Source organism: Leptolyngbya sp. DQ-M1, from assembly GCF_039962505.1.
GTDB lineage: Bacteria > Cyanobacteriota > Cyanobacteriia > Leptolyngbyales > Leptolyngbyaceae > Leptolyngbya.
In genome coordinates this window covers 310,464-330,941 of record NZ_JAMPLJ010000003.1, presented here as the reverse complement: position 1 = coordinate 330,941, position 20,478 = coordinate 310,464, and the positions used below count along the sequence as shown (strand labels likewise).

General features: G+C 49.3%; 13 protein-coding genes. 3 read left to right on the top strand and 10 right to left on the bottom strand.

Going from position 1 to position 20,478, the window contains the following annotated elements; all coding sequences use genetic code 11:
* Positions 1-145: 145 nt before the first annotated feature.
* The 7 genes from NC981_RS11355 to NC981_RS11325 all read right to left on the bottom strand — a co-directional run bounded on the left by NC981_RS11355 (position 146) and on the right by NC981_RS11325 (position 14,273).
* Positions 146-1,504: a glycosyltransferase family 1 protein gene (locus NC981_RS11355; protein WP_348242922.1), complete on the bottom strand. Its 1,359-nt coding sequence runs from the start codon at positions 1,502-1,504 to the stop codon at positions 146-148.
* Positions 1,505-1,589: 85 nt separating this feature from the next.
* The gene (locus tag NC981_RS11350; RefSeq protein ID WP_348242921.1) at positions 1,590-2,660 is read right to left on the bottom strand and encodes a glycosyltransferase family 4 protein; all 1,071 of its coding nucleotides are present in this window, start codon (positions 2,658-2,660) and stop codon (positions 1,590-1,592) included.
* Between the two features lie 733 nt (positions 2,661-3,393).
* Entirely contained in the window at positions 3,394-8,898 is a 5,505-nt protein-coding gene (locus NC981_RS11345; protein WP_348242920.1) for a response regulator, read from the bottom strand.
* A 186-nt stretch (positions 8,899-9,084) separates the two neighbouring features.
* The gene (locus tag NC981_RS11340) at positions 9,085-11,733 is read right to left on the bottom strand and encodes a methyl-accepting chemotaxis protein (RefSeq protein ID WP_348242919.1); all 2,649 of its coding nucleotides are present in this window, start codon (positions 11,731-11,733) and stop codon (positions 9,085-9,087) included.
* A gap of 258 nt (positions 11,734-11,991) precedes the next feature.
* Positions 11,992-12,522 (bottom strand): chemotaxis protein CheW, encoded by a 531-nt coding sequence (locus tag NC981_RS11335; RefSeq protein WP_190376656.1) that lies wholly within the window; start codon positions 12,520-12,522, stop codon positions 11,992-11,994.
* Between the two features lie 12 nt (positions 12,523-12,534).
* Positions 12,535-12,900 carry a response regulator gene (locus NC981_RS11330; protein WP_190376655.1) on the bottom strand — a complete coding sequence of 122 codons (366 nt, stop codon included), beginning with the start codon at positions 12,898-12,900 and terminating at the stop codon, positions 12,535-12,537.
* 128 nt (positions 12,901-13,028) lie between these two features.
* On the bottom strand, positions 13,029-14,273 hold the full coding sequence (locus NC981_RS11325; protein WP_190376654.1) for a response regulator: 1,245 nt from the start codon (positions 14,271-14,273) through the stop codon (positions 13,029-13,031).
* A 230-nt stretch (positions 14,274-14,503) separates the two neighbouring features.
* Between NC981_RS11325 and hmpF the strand changes: the two genes are divergently transcribed.
* A complete protein-coding gene (gene hmpF, locus NC981_RS11320) occupies positions 14,504-16,213 on the top strand; it encodes a pilus motility taxis protein HmpF (RefSeq protein WP_348242918.1) in 1,710 nt (569 codons plus the stop codon).
* On the opposite strand, the gene tilS is transcribed toward hmpF, so the two are convergent.
* Genes tilS through ccsB form a run of 3 tightly spaced genes read right to left on the bottom strand, consistent with a single transcriptional unit; the run spans position 16,210 to position 18,613 of the window.
* Positions 16,210-17,175: a tRNA lysidine(34) synthetase TilS gene (gene tilS, locus NC981_RS11315; protein ID WP_348242917.1), complete on the bottom strand. Its 966-nt coding sequence runs from the start codon at positions 17,173-17,175 to the stop codon at positions 16,210-16,212. The two genes, hmpF and tilS, sit on opposite strands and share 4 nt — an antisense overlap.
* A gap of 49 nt (positions 17,176-17,224) precedes the next feature.
* Entirely contained in the window at positions 17,225-17,617 is a 393-nt protein-coding gene (locus NC981_RS11310; protein ID WP_190376651.1) for a KGK domain-containing protein, read from the bottom strand.
* 36 nt (positions 17,618-17,653) lie between these two features.
* Positions 17,654-18,613, bottom strand: coding sequence for a c-type cytochrome biogenesis protein CcsB (ccsB, locus tag NC981_RS11305; RefSeq protein ID WP_190376650.1), 960 nt, complete (start codon positions 18,611-18,613; stop codon positions 17,654-17,656).
* A gap of 184 nt (positions 18,614-18,797) precedes the next feature.
* On the opposite strand from ccsB, the gene NC981_RS11300 reads away from it, so the two are divergent.
* Positions 18,798-19,817 (top strand): adenosine deaminase, encoded by a 1,020-nt coding sequence (locus tag NC981_RS11300; RefSeq protein WP_348242916.1) that lies wholly within the window; start codon positions 18,798-18,800, stop codon positions 19,815-19,817.
* 106 nt (positions 19,818-19,923) lie between these two features.
* A complete protein-coding gene (locus tag NC981_RS11295; protein ID WP_348242915.1) occupies positions 19,924-20,427 on the top strand; it encodes an SMI1/KNR4 family protein in 504 nt (167 codons plus the stop codon).
* Positions 20,428-20,478: the final 51 nt, after the last annotated feature.

Sequence of the window (20,478 nt, the reverse complement as noted above, 5' to 3'; positions counted from 1 at the left end):
CGTGAGTCTCCAACAAAGATGCGCCCTTCCCACAGGCACGCCTTCGTTGGAGACTCACGTTAAATTGATATCAGGTCGTCGCGTCTAGGGAAGCACTTCTTAGTCGAGAAAACCTCGATCGAGAACTAGCAGAAGAGCTTAGATTCTACGAAACCTTTAAAGGAATCGAATTCACCCGCGAATAGGCAACTTTTCTCGGAGCCAAAATTACGCCGTCATTCATAATCGACTCCGCCAACGATCGCCGATACAAATCACTCAACTGCACCGCAACGCCCGTCCAGCTAAAGTTCTGTTGCACCCGTTCCGATGCTCGTTTGCGTAACTTTCTCGCCCACAATTCATCATCCAAAATTCGCCCGATCGCCATTGCAAACGCGGCGGTATCTTGAGGCGGCACTAACAATCCCGTTTCTCCTGGAACCACTGTAAATTTCAAACCGCCCACATCCGAAGCCACCACAGGCGTTCCACACGCCATCGCTTCGATCGCCACCAATCCAAACGGCTCATAATGGCTCGGAATCACGCAGACATCCGCCGACGTGTAATAAAGCGGTAAGCGATCGTGCCCGACTCTTCCGGCAAAAATTACATTCCCTGCAATTCCCAATTCATTCACCAATTGCTCAATCCGTTGGCGCTCCTGCCCATCAGATTGATCAGAAGCACTACCTCCCACAATCACCAAGCGTAAATTCGTAGGATCAACAGCGTTTCGGTAAATTAACTCAAACGATCGCACCAGCGTTTCAATTCCCTTACGCGGATCGAATCGTCCCACATACAATACAACTTCATCCGTCGGCTTCAGTCCTAACTCCTGACGCGCTTGCAGTTTTGGGATCGTATGAAATCTGCCCAAATCGGTGCCACAAGGAATCACTTCAATCCGACCCTCTTGCGATACCCACGATCGCAGCATCTCTTCTTCTTGAGGACTTGTTGCCACAATACAACGCGCCTGCTCTAGAATCTGTTTCTCCACAGCCAAACGAGTGTCGGCGATCGCAGGACGATTCGGAACCGCCTGATACTTCACAGCACCCAGCGAATGATAAGTGTGAATCAATTCAACCTTGTGGGTCTTTTGCACCTCTAATCCTACCCAAGCCGACATCCAGTAGTTCGTGTGGATGAGCGGATAATGATGCTTTGCTTGGTACTGAAGAAACGATTCCACAAACTCCGGCATCCACTCAAACAACTGATCACGCGGCACAAACTTCTCCGCGCCTGCCTTCAATCGAATCGTGCGGCAATGGGGAGTATGCTGCACGATCGTCTCATCGTTCGGATTTGCTTTGCGGGTGAACAGATCCACCTGCCAACCCAAGCGAGAAAGCGCTTCTCCAACTTGGCGCACATACACATTTTGACCCCCCGCTTCTTCCCGACCCACTTCAGCCGCCGGATCACCATGTTCAGAAATCAACGCGATCGGCTGTCTCGGACTCTGCAATCGACTTTGAACCGGAGCAAACTTTTCATTGATTATAACCATTACTTCTACCTCCACAAATTTGAACAATGGTGAAGGATAAACCGTGCTTACCCTTCATCCTTCTGCGTTACGTTCTCTCCGTGGCTCAATTGAGTTGACCGACTAATTGCTCACTTGCAGGAAACATAGTCTCACCGAGCAACTGCCGATATACAGCTTCGTATCCATCGGTCATGCGCTGTACGCTAAAGTTCTCGATCACATGCTGACGACACATGGCACGATCGATCTCTGCAAGACGATCCAAAGCAGCAACACAGTCGTCGATCGTTTCACATAAAAATCCAGTCTTGCCATCTTGAACCACTTCTGGAACTGAGCCGAGGCGCATCCCAACCACGGGTGTTCCTGCCGCCATCGCCTCGACCATGACTAAACCAAACGGTTCTTTCCACGTAATTGGGAATAGCGTTGCCATTGCTTGCCCCATTAGCGTATTTTTCTCCACATGGTTCGCCTCGCCCAGATACTGAATTTGCTCACCATCGATCTGGGGCGCTAACACTTCCTCATAAAACTGACGATCGACAACATCGATCTTACCTGCCATCTTTAACGGGAGTCCTGTGCGTTTAGCAATCGCGATCGCGTGATCCGGCCCCTTTTCCGGTGAGAGCCGACCGAGAAACGCGAGATAGGGGGGATCATTCGGCTTGGCGTAAAACTTGTAGCTATCCACATCAATGCCGTTATACACCGTTGCAACACAGTTCAGACCCAAGCGCGGATCTCGCTGTGCATCAGAAATACTGACATAGGACTGCGATCGGGCATACGAGAACAGCTTTTCGTTATCCGGAGTAAACACGCCATGTAGCGTATGAACGGTTGGCGTTGTCGCAAATTGTGCAAAGGGCAAAGCCGCAAATCCCATGTGAGAATGAATAATATCAAACTCGTGCGAACGCTCATACACCTGAGCAAGTTGCAGGGACTCATACACTTGGTATTCCTTCACGGTTGGGTCAGTCCGAATCGCACGGGGATGTACTGATTCCAACTCCGCTAAGGTTAGGGAGTCACCCGTTGCGAATAATGTAACTTCATGACCTCGACGGACTAATTCATCGGTTAATAAGCTCACAACTAATTCAATGCCACCATACGCCGGGGGCGGAACGCGCTCCCACAATGGGGTAACTTGGGCAATTCGCATAAAAACCTCCTACAAGGTCAAACAGCTTGGTCGCCTCACATTTGTCAGAGACTCTCGATCATTTGCTTCCTAGGAGAGCTAAGTCAGATTTAGTCTAAAATTCAAATTCTGCCAAGGCGGTGATTCCGACTTGACAGGGTGAAAAACACCACTATCACTGCTGAAATACTACGTAAATACTACGAGGCGATTTCAGCAAAAATACTTAACTAAACAGAAAGTGTTCGGGTGGTTAATCGATGCTCAGGCATCGATTCTGATTGAAGCGACAGTTCATCTCTATGTGACACTATAGCAGGATTAGAGCCGCATCTGCTACGCAGCCTTCCTTCCGTGTTCGGATATTACGAATCTCGACACCCGACGATCGCGCGCTCGCCAGAACTCTATGCCCTTCCTTAATGACATCTAAAGTAATTCATGTCGCTTTTTCTACAAAGTTTGAGAGATATAAAATTTTGTATCGGGGCTTACTTGCTAAAAAAGTTTCACTCAAATCTGTAGACATATTCTTGAATTTGTAGGTTATCGCAAAAAAGGGGGTAGCGATCTACAGAATTAGGAATTTGTCCAATTCATTAAAAAAGACGGAGCCGTTAAAGCTCCGTCTCAGCCATAGCGATCCTACTAGAGTTGTGAGCGCTAAAAAAGTAGGGAGGAGGGGGCTGAAAAGGAACGGCACTCCACCTTCACAGCTGATTTAGGATCGCTATAGGTCGCTAGGAATCCAACCTCAACCGTTTCCAGGGCTGTTCGCAGAGATTAGCACCTCTCCCTTGAGCATCCGCTGTGCCGCATCAAGCAGCGCTTCTTCTAAGTATGGCTTGGTAAAGTAACCACTTGCGCCCAGAGAAGCTGCCATTTGGCGATGTCGATCGGCACCCCGCGAGGTCAGCATTGCGATCGGGAGATTCGACAAGTTCGGGTCTTTCTGAATTCGCGATAGCAATTCCAGTCCGTCCATACGGGGCATCTCAATGTCACAGAACACAATGTCACAGGGCAGACCCGATCTCAGTTTTTCCCAAGCTTCCTGACCGTCGCGGGCTTGCTCCACCCGATAACCGACTTTATTGAAGGTCATCGATAGCAATTCGCGGACTGTAATCGAATCGTCTACGATGAGTACCATTGGCTCGGTCTTCACTGCCGCCGTCTCAACGACAGGTTGAGCCGTTCCTTGCTCCCAGATTGGGCCTGCATCGCGACGAATTCGACCCAGTGACAGGTCAATCAGCTCCAATACATCCGCGATCGGCATAATCCGCCCATCTCCTAGCACCGTCGCACCTGCAACACCGAGCGGTTTTGGCACCGGGCCTTCAAGCTGCTTGATGACGATTTCTTGTTCGCCTAAGACTTGATCGACTTGTAGCGCTAGATAATTTCCTGCGCTTCGTAGAATCACGATCGAAACCAAGTCGTCTTCCTGATTGCCCCCGTAAACCGTTCCTCGACTGAGATGACGGTTATAGCTCAGCAATTCTCTCAATGGGCGCACAGGCAGCACTGTATCACGCCAGGTAATACAAGCTTGTCCCTCTGCATCGGTATGAAGTCGCTCTTTCGGAAGGTCGAGCATATCTTCAACGCCATCCATTGGGAAGGCAATGCGGGCACGATCGCTAATACAGCACAGCGCTTTAGAAATACTCAGCGTTAAAGGCAGCCGAATCGTAAACGTGGTTCCTTTGTTGTGGGCTGAATCGATGCTAATCGTGCCTCGAATCTCGCTGAGACTTGTCCGCACCACATCCATGCCCACACCACGCCCCGAAAAATCATCAGCTTGATCTTTCGTACTAAATCCAGGATGGAACAGCAAATCGTAAATATCGAGACGAGTTGCATTCTTTGCTTCTGCTGCCGTGATCAACCCTTTCTCAATCGCTTTCGATCGCACCCGTTCCACATCAATCCCTGCTCCATCGTCCGAGACCGAAATCACGGTCTGGTTGCCTTGGTGAAACGCTCGAATTGTGATTCGACCTGTGGGTGCTTTTCCTGTGGTGTAGCGGACTTCTGGATTTTCGATTCCATGTGTGATCGCATTGTTTACTAGATGCGTCATCGGATCGTATAAATGCTCCAGAATCATCTTGTCGATCAGCGTGTCGCGCCCTTCGATCACCAGTTCTGCTTGTTTGCCGCACTTCATTGCAATATCGCGAACTGCACGCGGCAGGCGATCGGCGGTTTGAGCAAACGGCACCATTCGCGATCGCGTCAATCCTTCTTGTAGTTGCGTTGTCACCTGCCGGAACATCCGCGTCACTTGATCCGCTTCATCGACAATAAATTCGATATCCGATGAAGACTCCCGCACTCGCACAATCAACTCGATCATTTCTTGAGACAGCGAGTGGAATCCGGTAAAGCGATCCATTTCTAACGGGTCATACTCGACTCCGAGCGAGTTGCCGTTTGCGCTCCGGTCTGAACCCCCAAACGCAACGCGGCGATTTTGACGACTTGCCAGCAACGAGCTTTCGAGCAGCGATCGCTCGTATAAATCCTGCATTCGCTGACCGACATCACTCAACTGCTGCACCTGATACAGCAGGTTATCGAGCGACTGCCGCAACCGCTCTTGGTCTTGCTCTAGGCTATTACGGTTGACTACCAGTTCCCCGACTAAGTTACTCAGATTGTCGAGTTGCTTGATCGGAACCCGCATTGTTTGTTCGTTGAATCCTCTTGCCACACGGGTTGAGCGGCGACCGGGTGGAGTGGCAGTACGGCTTGCAGCAGAGCCGCCCATCGTCATGTCGGCTTCCTCCAGCATCTTCTCTAAGTCGCCGAATTCTGCCTCTGCTTCGTGGGCTGCGGCAAAGTTGAGCGAGGCTGGGTCTGAAGCATCCCCAAGGAGCGATTCCAGGTCATCGAACTGATCGATCGCAGCGCTGGTAGGAGTGGCCTCCTCCAGTAGAGACTCTAACTCATCTAGATTGCTGGATGTTTCATCTAGTTCTGAAGCAGGTAAGTTGAGAAGATCATCGAGACTATCTGCTTCGGGTGTCGTTGGGTCGAATTGGAGGGCGGCAAATCCTGCTCCTAATCCAGCGATCGTGGCTGCTCCGAGTCCTGCATCGAGAAGCGGATTGGTGTCGCTAGTGGGTTCACTTGGCAACTCAACCTCTGCAAGTAAGGAGTCAAGCTCATCTAGGCTAGTATCACTAGAATTCGCGAAATCACGATTCTCATCTCCTAGATCTACTAAATCTAGATTAACTTCATCGAAATTAACTTCATCGAAGAAGCCGCTTTGATCAATATCCAGTGTTTCTTCGGTCAAGGGTTCTGTGCCCAACTGATCGAAGTCAAGGTTGGATAAATCATCGAGAATAAGCGATGTGTCTTCTGTTAATTCTGAATTTGTTAATTCTGAATTAGGCTCTAAGCCGCTTAGCTGTGGCTCTACATCCGGTGCGCTCAATAAGTTTTTCTGCAAGACTCCTAACTCTTGCTCCAACAAGTCTGTTTCGCCTAATGACTCAACCTCAGAAAAATCATCAAGGTTGAATGATTCTAACAAAGGCTCCGGGATCGACAAATCGGTTGAAGATTCAGCGGAAAAATCCAGCAAATCAGCGATCGGGTCTTCCAAACTTAACGAAGAATCGCTGATAGACTCAGCCCCCATGAGATCCTCAAAGCTGAGTGACTCTTCTAGCGAGGCTTCCTCGATCGACAAATCGGTTGAAGATTCAGCGGAAAAATCCAGCAAATCAGCGATCGGGTCTTCTAAACTTAACGAAGAATCGCTGGTAGACTCAGCACCCACGAGAGCATCAAAGTTGAGTGCTTCTAGCGAGGGTTCCTCGATCGACAGGTCGGTTGAGGACTCAGAAAAATCCAGCAAATCAGCAAGCGAATCTTCCAAATTTAGTGAAGCACCGTTCTCGGAGTTGGCTTCAGTATCAAGCAGAGACTCAGGTGTTGAAAAATTCAGTAAATCTGCAAAAGAATCTTCATCTTCTAAGCTTCCTAAAGATTCTGAGTTAATAGCTCCCTGACCATTTAGCGTGTTCTCTTCGTCCGTACCAAGTTCGCTAAATTCGCTGAGGCTAAGTTCGATTTCTTCGTCAAACTCGTTCCATCCGTTTAATGTCGCTTCTGCTTCAGCCTTTGGCTGATCTAAGAGATGGTCAAGTTCAAAATCCGTAGAAGAAATCTCAAATTCACTAACATCGAAAGTCGAATTCTCAATCGGAGCGTCGTCCGTAATCTCTCCAGAAAATAATGAGTTGAGGACTTCATCTTCTTGGGCATCCAAATCTAGACCGGATTGCTCTAAGTCTTGTGCCGCAAACCCCGAATTTTCTGTATCATCAGCATTGAATAAATCCGTACCCTCCACAGAAGGTTGCATTTCCGTTGACTCAAACAAACCCTCGAATTGTACGGAATTAGCACCTGCTTCTAGATTCAGGTTATCCCACGGATCAGGAACCAGTTCTGATAAACCGTTGAGCTGTGTTGCCTCGGTGAGTTCGCTTCCTAATGATCCATCAAAATCATTGTCTAAACTCAATAAATCAAAGCTGTCGAAACTTAGATCTTCAGGAGGGCTGGTTTCAAACATTCGATCGAGATTCGCTGAGTTTAATGTCTCGATCGACTCTGAAGGGTTTGCTTGATTTAGTGCCGATGGAAAATCCAGGTCTGAGTTGTCTAGCCCAGCAAATAGCTCACTCAAATCTTCTAAGGAATTGTCGCTTTTCACATCAAGCTGATTGGCAGAATCAGCTTCAGCATCTTGCGACACCCCCAGTTCATCAAAGTCTAAGTCAGATGCAGTCGTCTCCGTTACGACAACCGCATTGTCGAGTGGAACAGCACTCCCTTCAAACTCTGTTAAATTCTCAGAAAAATCTAGTAGCTCCTCGATCTCGGCCTCAGAGGTTAAGTTTGGCGCATCGAGCCCGTCCAAAAGCTCATCTTCAAATAAATCTGCTAAATCATCAATCTGGGCGTTTGCCTGAGTTCCACGCTCTTCAGAAGATTCAGATAGAAAATTTGTAAAATCATCCACCTCTGCATCTAATTCCGCACTCGATATATCAGAAAGCGCTGCAATATCAAGTACTTCCTCCTGTTCCCAAGTCGCCTCTAACCCTGGTAGCTCATCCTCAAATAAATCCGCAAGGCTGTTCAATTCCTCCATGCCCACATCAGGACCCTTTTGATTGAGGAAATCGGTTGCTCCTGGTGCTTGTTCTAAATCAGGTAAATCAAACAATCCATCCAGACTTAACCGATTTGGTGAGAGCGCATCCGACTCGTCCAAATCAAATAAGCGATCAAAATCTGAAGCCTCTGCTGTGGAGTCGTCTGCTGCAAACTCTAAAATTGAAAAATCAAGGTCGTCTGAGGAATCGCCCTCTGCGATCGCAAAGAAGTCTGCTAAGTCTAACTCCATCTCAGCCGCGCTAGTGGGCGCAGGAACCATCGCCTGTAGCTTCTGGCTGGCAGTAATTTCCTGAGCGCGTCCCGCTAAAACCAGTTCTTGAGCTTGCTTAATCTCAGGAATTAACACCTGTGCAAGATCACGATACGAATTCACAGGATTCGCGATCGCCCGACTTGCTATCTCAATTAATTGACTCCATTGCGTCACTCCGAACGCCTCGCCTAGCCCCCGTAAACCCTCACAGATGCCCTGTAGCCGTTCCCGCGCATCCAGCATTGTCTCAGCTTGCCGAAATGTTTGCAGCATCTCACGCAGTTGTGCGGGCACATCATTCTGGAAGATCACCACAAGCGTAGGATCTCCCACGGGAGATTGAGTAAAGGTCGAGCTAGAACGAACTGCCTGTTGTAGCTGAACCAGGTGCTGCTCGACCTCGGAAAATACAGGCTCTAGCTGGGTTAAAGACGCTTGTGCGGTTGCCTCGTCTAGTCCAGCAGGAGTCTGTAGCTGCTCTAAATAGCCTTTGAGCGCATCATACACTCTTAATAAAAGCGTCTCCAGTTTGTGGTCTGGCTGAATGTTGGGAGCCTCTTTAAGTACCTTGAAATAATCTTCTAAGCGGTGAGACGTTCTCTGTATGCTGTGAAAACCCAACATTGCAGCCCCACCCTTAACCGAGTGAGCTGCCCGGAAGACTTCGTTCACCAGTTCTGGATCTGCCATCATGCCTCGCAGATTCAGCAAACCCTGCTCGATCGTATTGAGGTGGTCTTTTGCCTCCTCAATGAAATAGCCCATGATTCGCTGCTGTTGTTCCGGCTGCATCGCACTGTTCCTTTGCTGTAGATGAGTAATCTCCGTCGAGCCTGGTTCAAGTTGAACGCGGAAGTCTCTGGGATGAAGATGACCCAGTGGGGATCGGTTGAGTCATCGAGGTGGGTTAACCCGGAGTGATTTTGATTGGCTTCACTGTAGCCGAAGTTCCTGGGTCGGGCGCATAAAGTTGAGCGCTTATTTACGCTCTGCGGTTTCCACGCGGAACCGTTCTACTGAGGTGAGCAAGTCGCGGGCAACACCGACGAGGTTTTGCAGTGAACCAGACACCCGCTGCGCTTCTTGCGAAGTTTCTTGTGCGGTGAGTTCCACCGATTGCATGACCTGAGCGACGTTGCGCGAAGTTTCGGTCTGCTCCACTGTATCGGCAGTAATCGATCGCACCAACGTATCAATCACGCTCGAAACCTGAATAATATCTTCGAGCGATCGTTTGGCTTGCTCTGCCAGTCGAGTCCCCTCAATCACCTGCTGGGTTCCTTCTTCCATCGCGGTCATTACGGAGCCAGTTTCACCTTGAATCTGTAGAACGATTTGCTCAATCTCTTTGGAGGCTTTAGCGGCTCGGTCTGCCAGTTGTCGGACTTCATCGGCGACGATCGCAAATCCTCTTCCTGCTTCCCCTGCCCGCGCCGCTTCAATACTCGCGTTCAGTGCAAGCAAGTTGGTGCGGGAAGCAATCTGAGAAATCAGCGCTACGATCTTAGAAATCTCTTGCGAGGATTCCGCCAATCGTTTCACTTTGCGAGTCGTTTCTGCGACGGTTTCCCGAATTTCGAGAATCCCTGCAACCGTTCGTTCTACGGCTTCGCCACCTTTCAGTGCGGTAGCAGATGCGGTTTTTGCGACTTCTTCCGCTTCACGAGCACTTTCTGCCACACGCTGAATTGAATTCGTCATCACCTGCACCGAGTTCAGCGTCACCGCCAGTTCTTCGGCTTGTCTAAGGGCATCAGAGGACAGACTGCGAGCAAACATCTCGTTTTCGGTCGAACCTTTGCTTACTTGGCGCGCTGCTTGCTTCACCTGCTGAACGATTTCGCGCAGGTTTTGAATCGTGAGGTTGAAAGAGTCGGCAACGGCTCCCAGCACGTCTGCGGTGACTTCTGCTTGCACCGTCAAATCTCCCCGCGCTGCGCCTTCTACATCGTCGAGCAGTCGAATCACTTGGCGCTGCAAATCTTCTTTTGCCTGCTCTTGCTCTTCTGCTTTACGCTGTGCTTCGCTTGTGGTTGTGGAGATGATGCGCGTCATCTGATTGAATTCGGCTGCAAGATGACCGAGTTCATCTTCGGCAAAGACCGAGGCGCGGGCGCTAAAGTGACCTTGAGACACCGCTTGAAACTGCGCTCTGAGGTCGTTGGCCGATCGTTTCATATGACGCACTGTGAGTTGCCCGACAGCAAGCGCCGCACCGCCACCGCAGACTCCCCCTGCTAACGCCATGATGATCCCCGTTGTCCGTAGTTGCGAGACGACAGCCCCATTATTCTGCTGTGCAGCTTGATTAGATGAGACAAAGCTCACAACCGCCACCGCGATTGCTGAGACAATTCCTGCGGCTCCAGCCGCGATCGCCTGCTTGGTGGCAAATGAGGCATTTTCCAGGGGAGCTAACCAACCCTGCTCAACGGTGGGTGTGGGGTCGGCAACCGGTGCATCGACCTGAGTGGTAAAGCTCGGAACCGGTTCAGCAGTGCTGGAGATGCTGAACAGTTCGTCTTCAGACAGTTTCGCACCTGCACCGTTTGAAGAGCCGAAGCCTGGGTCTTGGACAAAATCAAGGTCGGTGCTATCTGAAGCGGCTGACAGATCTGAAGAGAAACCAAAGGCACTGCCGACCGAGGGACTGGTAAAGCCGGCAGAATCTTCAGACAAGTCAAAATCGGCTAGATTGCCGAGGTCGTCAAAGTCTTCAAAATTGTCAAGAAAATCAACGTTGCTTTGGCTACCGGGAGCTACAGGAGCGCGATCGTTCGGTTCATCGTCGATCGGGGCAAACTTGCCCTGCTCAGCCGGAAAGTCAAACTGAGCCGCCGCTTGCTCATCGTAAAAACTGGGAGCTGCCATAAATAACGTATCTTCGCTGGTGTCGCGGCTTACGATCGGGCTGTGACCCAGATCTGCTTCGCTAGAGATGCCTGGGTTGGTTGAAACAGTCGTCATGCCGCTGGGAGTTGTGTGATCGTCTGCTGCGAAGACTTGATCAAAATCGTCTAGAACGCTTGAAAAATCAGTGTTTGCTGTGAAGTCTGATTGAGCGAGAGTGCCTGAAGTGTGACTGGGTGAGATCGCGAACGGATCATCTAAGCCAAAATGATTGTGCTGCTTTGAGCCGTTTCCATTTTGAAGACTTTTGTGACCGTTGTAGTTTGCCTCAAACGGATCGCTAAATAAAGCGTCATGCTCGGTATTTGCATTAAATCCGTCATCGTGTAGCACAAGGTGATCAAGCGAGTTTACATCAGAAGCGGCAAAACCATTGGACTCCCCGAATGCTGAGTAATCGGTTTCTAAGTTTGTATCACCAATGCTATCTACTCCATTTGCTGCAAACTGCCCCGCATAGGCCAATCCGCTATTGGCGTAATCGACGAACTCTGGGTCAGAGGTCAGCTTCAGCACCGATTGATACTGCTCTTGTGCCACATCATATTTCTGAAGTCCGTAGCAGTAAATGTGACCACGCAATAATCGAGCGCTTGGATCGTCAGGATAGTGATCGACTAGACGATCAACAATGCCTGCGGCTTCTTCATACTTGCCCTGCATATAGGCTCGCTCTGCCTGCTGATATTCTTGGGCAAACTCATTTCCTCGTGCCATATGCCTCCTCCTGCAAGTACGTGCTGCTCTGAAAACCGGATTTGAAACTGGGAGCAGTTAGGGTAAAGTGAAAATGATACATACTCTGATAAATTGCGGCGCAACCAATTAAAACGTTTTTCAAGCGCTCAAGTTTCTGATGTGCAGCATTAAAGTGTATCTCGAGCAGAGAACCTCTCTTGAAAGGAGAATTCCCTAGATTCTTCACAGAATCAACATATTTTTCTAAATTCAGTGTCGATCGGCTTGACACGCTCCTCATGCTGCCCACCGTGCTGATCGTAAGATCGAAACTTGATCGAGCAGCCGCAAACATTGCCCCCCTTCTTGAGCGAGAACCCATTCTCCCCGTAGAAAAGGTGCAACAGAGTCAGGAACGGCGGTTGCAGCTTGTACATGGTCAATATCAAGCCACTCCATCCCCAGAATGCGATCGACCGCTAAGCCCAGCATAATATCTTGATCTTCGATCGCGATCACTGAAATTTCTGGGCGATCGGTGTTGAGTGCTGCCGCATCGCCTAAAAACTGCCCCAAATCTGCCACCCAAACCACTCGACCTCGAACATTCAGCGTTCCGAGCAGGAGCGGCGAAACATTGGGAACAGGTGTAATTCGATCCGGTGAGGGAGAAAGCACTTCGCGAATTCCAGTTGCAGGCAAAGCAAATTCAGCCCCCGACGGTGTATAGAAGCGCAAATGCAACTCACCTTCAGGGCTTTCTAGCTCTTGAAATTCGGGCGCTTGATCCTGCCCTCTTCCGGTTAAGAAATCTGGACTTCCTACCATTACCTCTATTTCCTAACTACGCAACAATTGTTTCACCGTACCCACGAGTTCGGTCGGCTGAAAGGGCTTGGCAATATAGGCATCTGCGCCCTGCTTCATGCCCCAATAGCGATCGAACTCTTCTCCTTTTGAGGAACACATCACGACAGGTACTTTTTGAGTCTTTGGATCTGCTTTAAGCCGACGACAGACCTCGTACCCATTCATTCGAGGCATGACGATATCCAACACCACTAAATCGGGACAGTGCTTCTCAATGTGTTCCAAGGCTTCTACGCCATCGGTCGCGATCGTCACGGCGATTCCACTGCCTTTGAGTAGATTCGTAATCATTTCTCGCTGAGTGACGCTATCTTCCACGACTAAAACTGTACTCATAACCCCCTACCTGTGAGCTTGGCTGAACCGATGACGGGAGGGACTAAGCCCCGTTTACCTTGAATCCTTACTAAATAAAGTACCCGCAAATCTTGAAATAATCTGATTTACTGCAAAAACAAGTATTTTTACGAGGGATTTAAACGAAGCTCTGCTTCTAAAGCATCCAAAATTTGCGCGGTTGTTGGAATTGGGTCAGGTTGTCCAATCCCAATATATTTTTCAAGCAGCATCAGAATTTCATGTTCTCCAAACGGTTTGGTTAAATAATCAGTTGCCCCTACCATTCGCGCCCGCACCCGATCGATAAATCCATCTTTGCCGGTCAACATGACGATCGGGGTGTGCCGAAATGCGGTCGATTGTCGCAGCATGGCACAGAGTTCATATCCATCTAGCTCTGGCATTGCAATATCGCACAGAATAAAATCGGGCTTGAGTTGAAACACCAAACTCAAGGCACTCAGTGGATTTTCGATCGTCGTAATTTCGTAACCATTGCGATTTAGCATTAATTCTACTGCCTTCCCAATCGTTGGGCTGTCATCAATGCAGACGACTTTAGGAGCCTTGATCTGCAAAGACAGTTCCGAAGCAGGCTGTGAGGGTGAAACGGCGTGGTCGGCCTGTAGCCAACCGCGCTGAAGATACGGATAGACTGCCCGTGCAACCGTAGAAATATCACGATTCAGATATCGAGCGATTTGGCGAATGGAAGTTTGTCCGTCCAGGTAGCGATCAAGTGCTTGAAACGTGGCTTCGGGAAGTGCGGCTTTAAGTCTTGCTGCCTCTGCAATCAAGAGACATTGATCCGGAGAATGAAGCTGTGGATGGAGCTGTTTCCACTCTTGAATCTGCTTCAACATTTTCATCGCTAGGGGTGCAATTTCCAGCGTTAGCAGTTGAGGGGTCAGTGGATTTCCTAGCTCAAACACAAATGAGCCTTGATGGAGACTGAGCAAATCAAACAGCGTCTCCTGCACCATGCCTCGGAGAATACTGCGCCCTTGAGCGGGTGTGACGAGATGATTTTCTAGTAGTGCCCAAAGACAGCCGTACTCTGGGGTGTTGAAGGTCGCGATCGACGATGCCGGAATTTGGTCGATCGTGGCTTCTAAGCGATACCGATGTAAATAATCGCGTAAGCGGGATAAATCCGACTCTGTTTCTCCGGCATAAACGATCTGACCGTTGAGAAAAAAGACAAACCAGGACGGATAATGATCAACGCTACTGTGCCGAAGGTGACGACGATTGAGCGCACCAGACGATTGCGGCGAGTAAGCCTCAACAAATAATTCACCCGTGCGCTGACCGAGTTCGATCAGTTGCAGAATACTTCTGATATCAATTTCGCTTAACTGTCCTTGCATGAAGGGATGCCATAGGTCGGGGGACGATCGACATTCACAATGCAGCTAAATTGAATCTGCGTGAATTGACCCCACATTGTATCCGCTAATGCTGGGGCGTATCGAATTTTTTAAAGATTCGGTTTTTTGGGGTATCGAGTGATCAAAATTTTTGATCAGATGGGTAGAACGCAGCCAGTTCGGGCACATTAAGCGAAGCATTGAGCATCGATTAGAAGAGGGCTATTAGTGTGCTGTATCTAGCAGAAGTGGTTCAGAAGAAAGGCGGAATCATGGGCGGTGGCAAGTCTGAACTGAAGTTACTGGCTTGTCAGCGAGCAGAGCAAAATTGGAGCGCGATTACCGCAGAGGAGATTATTGCTGCGGATGAAGCGAGTAAGTTTGGCTCTGGGACGCTCTTGCTCGTCGATTTGACTGGCAATAAGCAGGTACAGCGGGTTCAAGAAGCAGGTCGCCCGATCGCCAACATTCTGCAAACGTTTTCACGGCTGCAAGACAAAATCAAGACTAAAGAAGTCGAAATCGAGCAGTGGAACGAGTCGCTGACGTACCAGAGTCAGGAATTGACCCGCCGGGAAATGGAAATGGAAGCGCGGCAGGAGGAGCTAAAAATCCTGGAGGCTGAATGCCAGCAAATAGAGCAGCAGCGCCAGGAGTTTGAAGCAGAGCGGGAAGAATTGGCGCGCCAACAGCAGGAGCTAGAGCGCAATCGCCAGGAATTAGAGGGGGCATGGGAGCAGTTACATGGACAAAAGCGCCAGTTAGAAGAGCAACAAGCAGAATTATTCGGGGCTTGTGTTTTGGATGAAGCGAAGGCACAGGAACTTTATCAATGGCTCGATCGCTTAGTCGAATCTGGGACATCGCCTGAAGCGATGCAGCAGTGCCATGAGCTACTCAACTATCAGCAAAGTCTCCTAACTCATCACTGGCAGACGCTAGAAGAGCAGCGGCATTCGGCGGAACAGATGCGGCAAGACATTGACCAACAGGCACATCATCTGGCTGAGCAGTGGCAAGCCTGGGAGCAGGCACAAGTGTCTCTTGAACAAGCCAAAATCGAGCTAGGAACCCAGCATTCTCTTTTGCAGAGTCAGCAGGAGTTTGCTGGACTGCTCAGAGCACAGATTGAGTATCAGACTCAGTTGCACCAGCAACTTCAAAACATGGTTGAAGGGGTCGATAGTGACGCACCGATCATCGATGTGCAAGCGCTGGAAACTATGGATCTTGGAGAACTGCGATCGGTTGTGCAAGGAATGCAGCGTGAGTTTGATCAGTCCTCGCAATTTGTGCATCATCAGGATGAGGAGCTTCGGCTGAAAGAGGAGGAGATTCAGGCACTCAAAGACAAGATTGCTCAGGTGAATGAGTTCGATCGCATGAGCCTTGAAACGGAGCTAACCGATGAGCAGGATGCTTATGAATTTCTGCATCAAACTTTAGTCGGTCAGCGCCGCAGTTTAAGAGAAAAAGAGGCAATCTTGCGCCAACATAAAGCGGTGCTCGTGCGGCGCGGTGGAGCAGAACCCGATAGAGAACGCGAACTAGATTTTTCGATCGTCTTTTCCCAAATTGAAGCACAGCGCCAAAAGCAAGCTGAAAAATTACAGCAAATCGAAGCACAGATTCAAGAGCTTGAGCTAAAGACCCAACAACTTCAGCATCAAGTCAATGAGCAATCGGGTAATCAAGATGCCAAGCGCAGCGAATTAGAGCAAATTGAAGCGGCATTGCAAGTCCAAAGAGTGACAGCGGCGGAACTTGCGGGTAAAGCTTCGCTGTACCAAGAGATGCTACAACCGGTTCAAGATTCGATCGCTGCAATGGGGCAGCACCTTGAAGCGATTGCACAGTCCGGCGGACAACATCACGTGATTGGGGAAATGAAAGCAGTGATTGCGAACCTGACTCAGAGTCCGCAGTATGCAGTGGCTTAAGAAATCTGGCTGAGACAAATGAAGTTGCCACGGACTTGCGCGATCGTCGTTTTGATCAATGGATCGGTGCGCGATCGGTTTGGCGCAGCGATCAATGCAACCAGTTTTTCAACTTGCTCAAAATTGGGATTGAAGTTGAGCGATCGCACTAAAAACTTCCGCATCACTCGGCGCTGGAGGGCAATTGGAGCCTGACGCAAAACTTGACGATTTAAACCATCAGGTGAAATTGCTTGTTCGTAGATTTCATGGGCAGCATTCTCTAAATACTCGACTTCTGCGGAGAGAAGTTCGATCGTTTGGGCTAAGTGTTGCTCGGTTTGAGGATTAAAATACGTTTTTAGATAGGGAATAAGTTCCTGTCGAATTCGATTTCGAGCATAAGTCAGATCCGAGTTTGTGCTGTCTTCCCAAATTTGAAGATGACGATCGCGGCAGAAGTCACCGGTTTGAGATCGGGTCAATTCCAATAGTGGACGCACTAGCGTTTGAGTTGAGCTGAGCGATCGTGTCCAATGAAGGGATTGCAATCCGTCGGCTCCGCTGCCGCGAATTAAGTTGAATAAGAGCGTTTCAGCCCGATCGCTTGCCGTATGTCCCGTGACGATTGCGCTTTTGCCTGCGATCGATTGAAGCTGAGCATAACGCCATTCTCTAGCAGCCGCTTCGCTGCTGGGCGCAGAGTCAGCAGTCTTTAGATAAAACGGTAGGTTCCACTGTTGAGCTAGGGTTGCTACATACTCGGCATTAGCTTGGGAATCAGAGCGCCAGCGGTGATCACAATGCGCGATCGCGAGTTGCCAATTCCAGCGCGATCGTAAATCTACAAGCAGTTGAGCAAGGCAGAGTGAATCTTGTCCGCCAGAGACGGCAATGACGATCGATTGATTTTTGTGTAAGAGGTAGCGTTGGCGAATTGTGCGATGAATTTGAGCATGGAGCGGTGTCCAAGATTGCGTCATATAGCTAGAGAGACGCTAGAGACGCGATTAATCGCGTCTGTACGGAAGATTAGTAATCGTCTTCGGCAGCGTAAATATCGTCAATATTTCTGGGGCGGAGTCGATCGGTGAGCGGTTCAGGCTTGCCCAAAGGCTCAGGCTGCCGAGCAGAAGAGCGCTCCGGTAATCGTTCTTGGGGTCTAAGCGGCGCAAATTCTAACCGGATTCGGACTCTACCTCGTTGCCATCCTGCACCAGAAGTGAGCCGCAGCGCCTCGCACTCTAAGCCTTCATCAAACCAAGCTTCACAATCTTCTGACCAATCGCTTGAGTTATCGCTGACGGCTTGTGCCAGCTCATCTAGAAATTCGCTGACTTTGAAAGTCGGATTGCCCATCAAAACGCGACCGCGATCGACGAACAAGACTTCATCTTCATTCATTGGGGTAAATCCATTATCCATGTCGCTTTTCTATCCTCGCTCCCGTTCTCTTGTGCATTATAAGAACCATCCGTAGCTATGGAGTCCTTTACCGAGCAGATTCACGCCCAAATAGCAAACCCAAACCACGACGAAGCCGACTGCGGCGAGAATTGCAGGTCTCCGACCCTGCCAACCTTTGGTGATCCGGGCATGAAGATAAGCTGCAAACACAAGCCAGGTAATGAACGCCCAGGTTTCTTTTGGATCCCAACTCCAGTACGATCCCCAAGCTTCGTTTGCCCAAACGCCGCCTGCAATAATGCCGATCGTCAATAGCGGAAAGCCTAACCCAATGACGCGGTAGCTGATGTTATCTAAGGTGTCGGCTAAGGTCAAGCGCTGAGGAGAAAGGGTTGTGCGCTCTAAAACGGCAGTTCCGCCAGAGTTCGCATTCATTTCTTCTGAGCGGTGCAGTTGGTAGGATTTTTCGCGGTAGCTGCCCGTTCCGATCGAGCTTCCTCGGAGTTCGATATTTTGTCCGCGAGTAATGACGAGAAAGGCGATCGCCAGTAACGATCCGACCATCAGCGTGGCGTAGCTCAACATCATGACGCTGACATGCATCATTAACCAGTTGGATTTCAAAGCCGGAACCAGAGGGGCAGAGGCTTGCATCGTGTCGGGTAGAGTGAGGGCTGCAAATGCCGTAATTGCCATCGCAACCGGAGCCGTAACAACTCCAACCAGCTTACTTTTGCTCATGTTCTCAGCGATCAGGTGCATCGTAGTAATGCCCCAAACCAGGAAAAAGAGCGATTCATAAAGATTGCTCAGGGGAAAATAGCCCGCTTCGATCCAGCGAGCAGCAAGCAGCGTCGCGGTTGAAAGATTGGCGATCGCCATTCCTGCGGTGCCTAAAGCCGATGCGTAAGGAATCTGTGGAAAGGCTGCACCGACCCAGTAAATCAGCATCGTGGCAAATAAAACGGCAAAGGATAAGTTATCTAAAATCCCTTGAAGCGCAACCAAATCCATTTGTGTTTCCCTTCGAGTAAGTGTCGGTCTCCTTACTATTGTATAAGCCTGTGGAGCGAGAAGGGTTTTACCGGTAGCTGTACTCAGGGTGTAAAAAATCGATTTTGGTATTACAAAGAGCCTGTCAAGTTGAGAATGACAGGTCAGAATAGGAACAATCATCAGAATTGATACAGAGGTTTCCGTGGCTTTATACGCAGAATTGCATCGTCACTTAGGCGGCTCGGTTGTCCCTCGCATTTTGTGGCGCTATTTAGAACGCAGCGAATCGGAATTAATCGATCGCTTTTCCGCTTATGCTGAATTTGAAGATTTTTACACTCGTCCGCGTAACACGCTCGATGAGTATTTGGAACTGCATACGATCGTCGAAGGTGTGCAAACGGCTGAGGCGTTGCCCTATTTCATCTATCGCTTGATGCGGGGCGCGTACATTTTCGAGAATTTGGCGTACTTGGAACTTCGCTATACGCCTTATTTGCGAACGAATCCGAACTTGGATCAGTCGCATCGCATCGAGCAGATGACCGAAATTGCTCAGATTGTCGGTCGTGCCAGTCAGTTAAAAGAATATCCGATCGTCAGCAGTCAGATTCTCTGTATGCACTCGAAATTGCCGTATGAGGTGAATCGAGCGATCGTGGATTTAGCGGCTCAGATGCCGGAGTATATTTGCGCGATCGATTTGGCGGGCGGTGATTCGTATTATGGGGAACGGTTGGAGGAGTTTATCGGGCTGTTTGAATATGCGCGATCGCTCAATCTCCATACAACTTGTCACCTGTACGAAACGGAAGGCAATTATCCCGAACTGCTACCGTTTTTGGATCGGATCGGGCATGGCATTCAAATTCCGCTCCGTTACCCACATTTGCTGGGAGAAGTAGCGCAACGAGGTCAGTGCTTAGAAGTCTGTCCGACCACTTACCTGAAAACGGGGACGCTTCAGGAAGTTCGGCAACTGAAACAGGTGTTTGATCAGTGTTTTGATGCAGGCGTGGATATTGCGATCTGTACTGATAACGCGGGTCTGAATGATGTGCGGTTGCCGTTTGAGTATGAAACGCTGCTGACTCAGGATGTGATTGGGTTTGAAGAGTTGGAGGTTTGTCAGGATGCGGCGTTCCGTCATGCGTTTGCGTGGCAATATGCACAACGTCCGGCATCGTTGATCGATCGGCTTTTGAAGTCTGAAGCGAGTTAGAAGATTGGGAAGATGGGGAGAAACACTCTCCATCTTTTTCATTCTGCTCTGATTGCTAGTACAGCTTATCCACGGTGGATATATTAAATGAAACCCCACTAATTGTATGCAAAGAATCAATTTCCAGGGCATTACATTTATTTCTGACGCAACACTATCTACTGTTTCTATCAAGGAATTAGAAGCTATCGAAGCGCGACTAGGATTTACGTTTCCAGGAGATTATCGAGCATTTATTAGCACTTTAGGTTTTGGGGAAACCGAGTTTCATGTACAAGCATTCCCACCTCTAGATCAAAATTTATTTGAGCCACGTGATCGGCTGGCTGAGTTCTGGTTCTGGGGTAGAAGCTCACAGATTTTGACACAAACTCATGCAGTGGAATGTGTGGGATTTTTTGGCAGTGCTGATGGGGATACCATTCTCTTTCACCCGCTTGATCGAAATCGGTGGTATATCCTTCCACATGAAGAAGAGGAAGCTATCTTAGTGCAGTCATTTCAGGAGCTTAGTGCGTATTTTTTACAGCGTTATGATGATTTACAGGCTCCTTACGAATTTGAACCGTGGTCAGATATTAATATTCATGCTGCAACACAAGATAGCTGAATTTAGGTTGTATCACGCCGCACATAGTAGATAGTTCTAGTGGGTTTATAA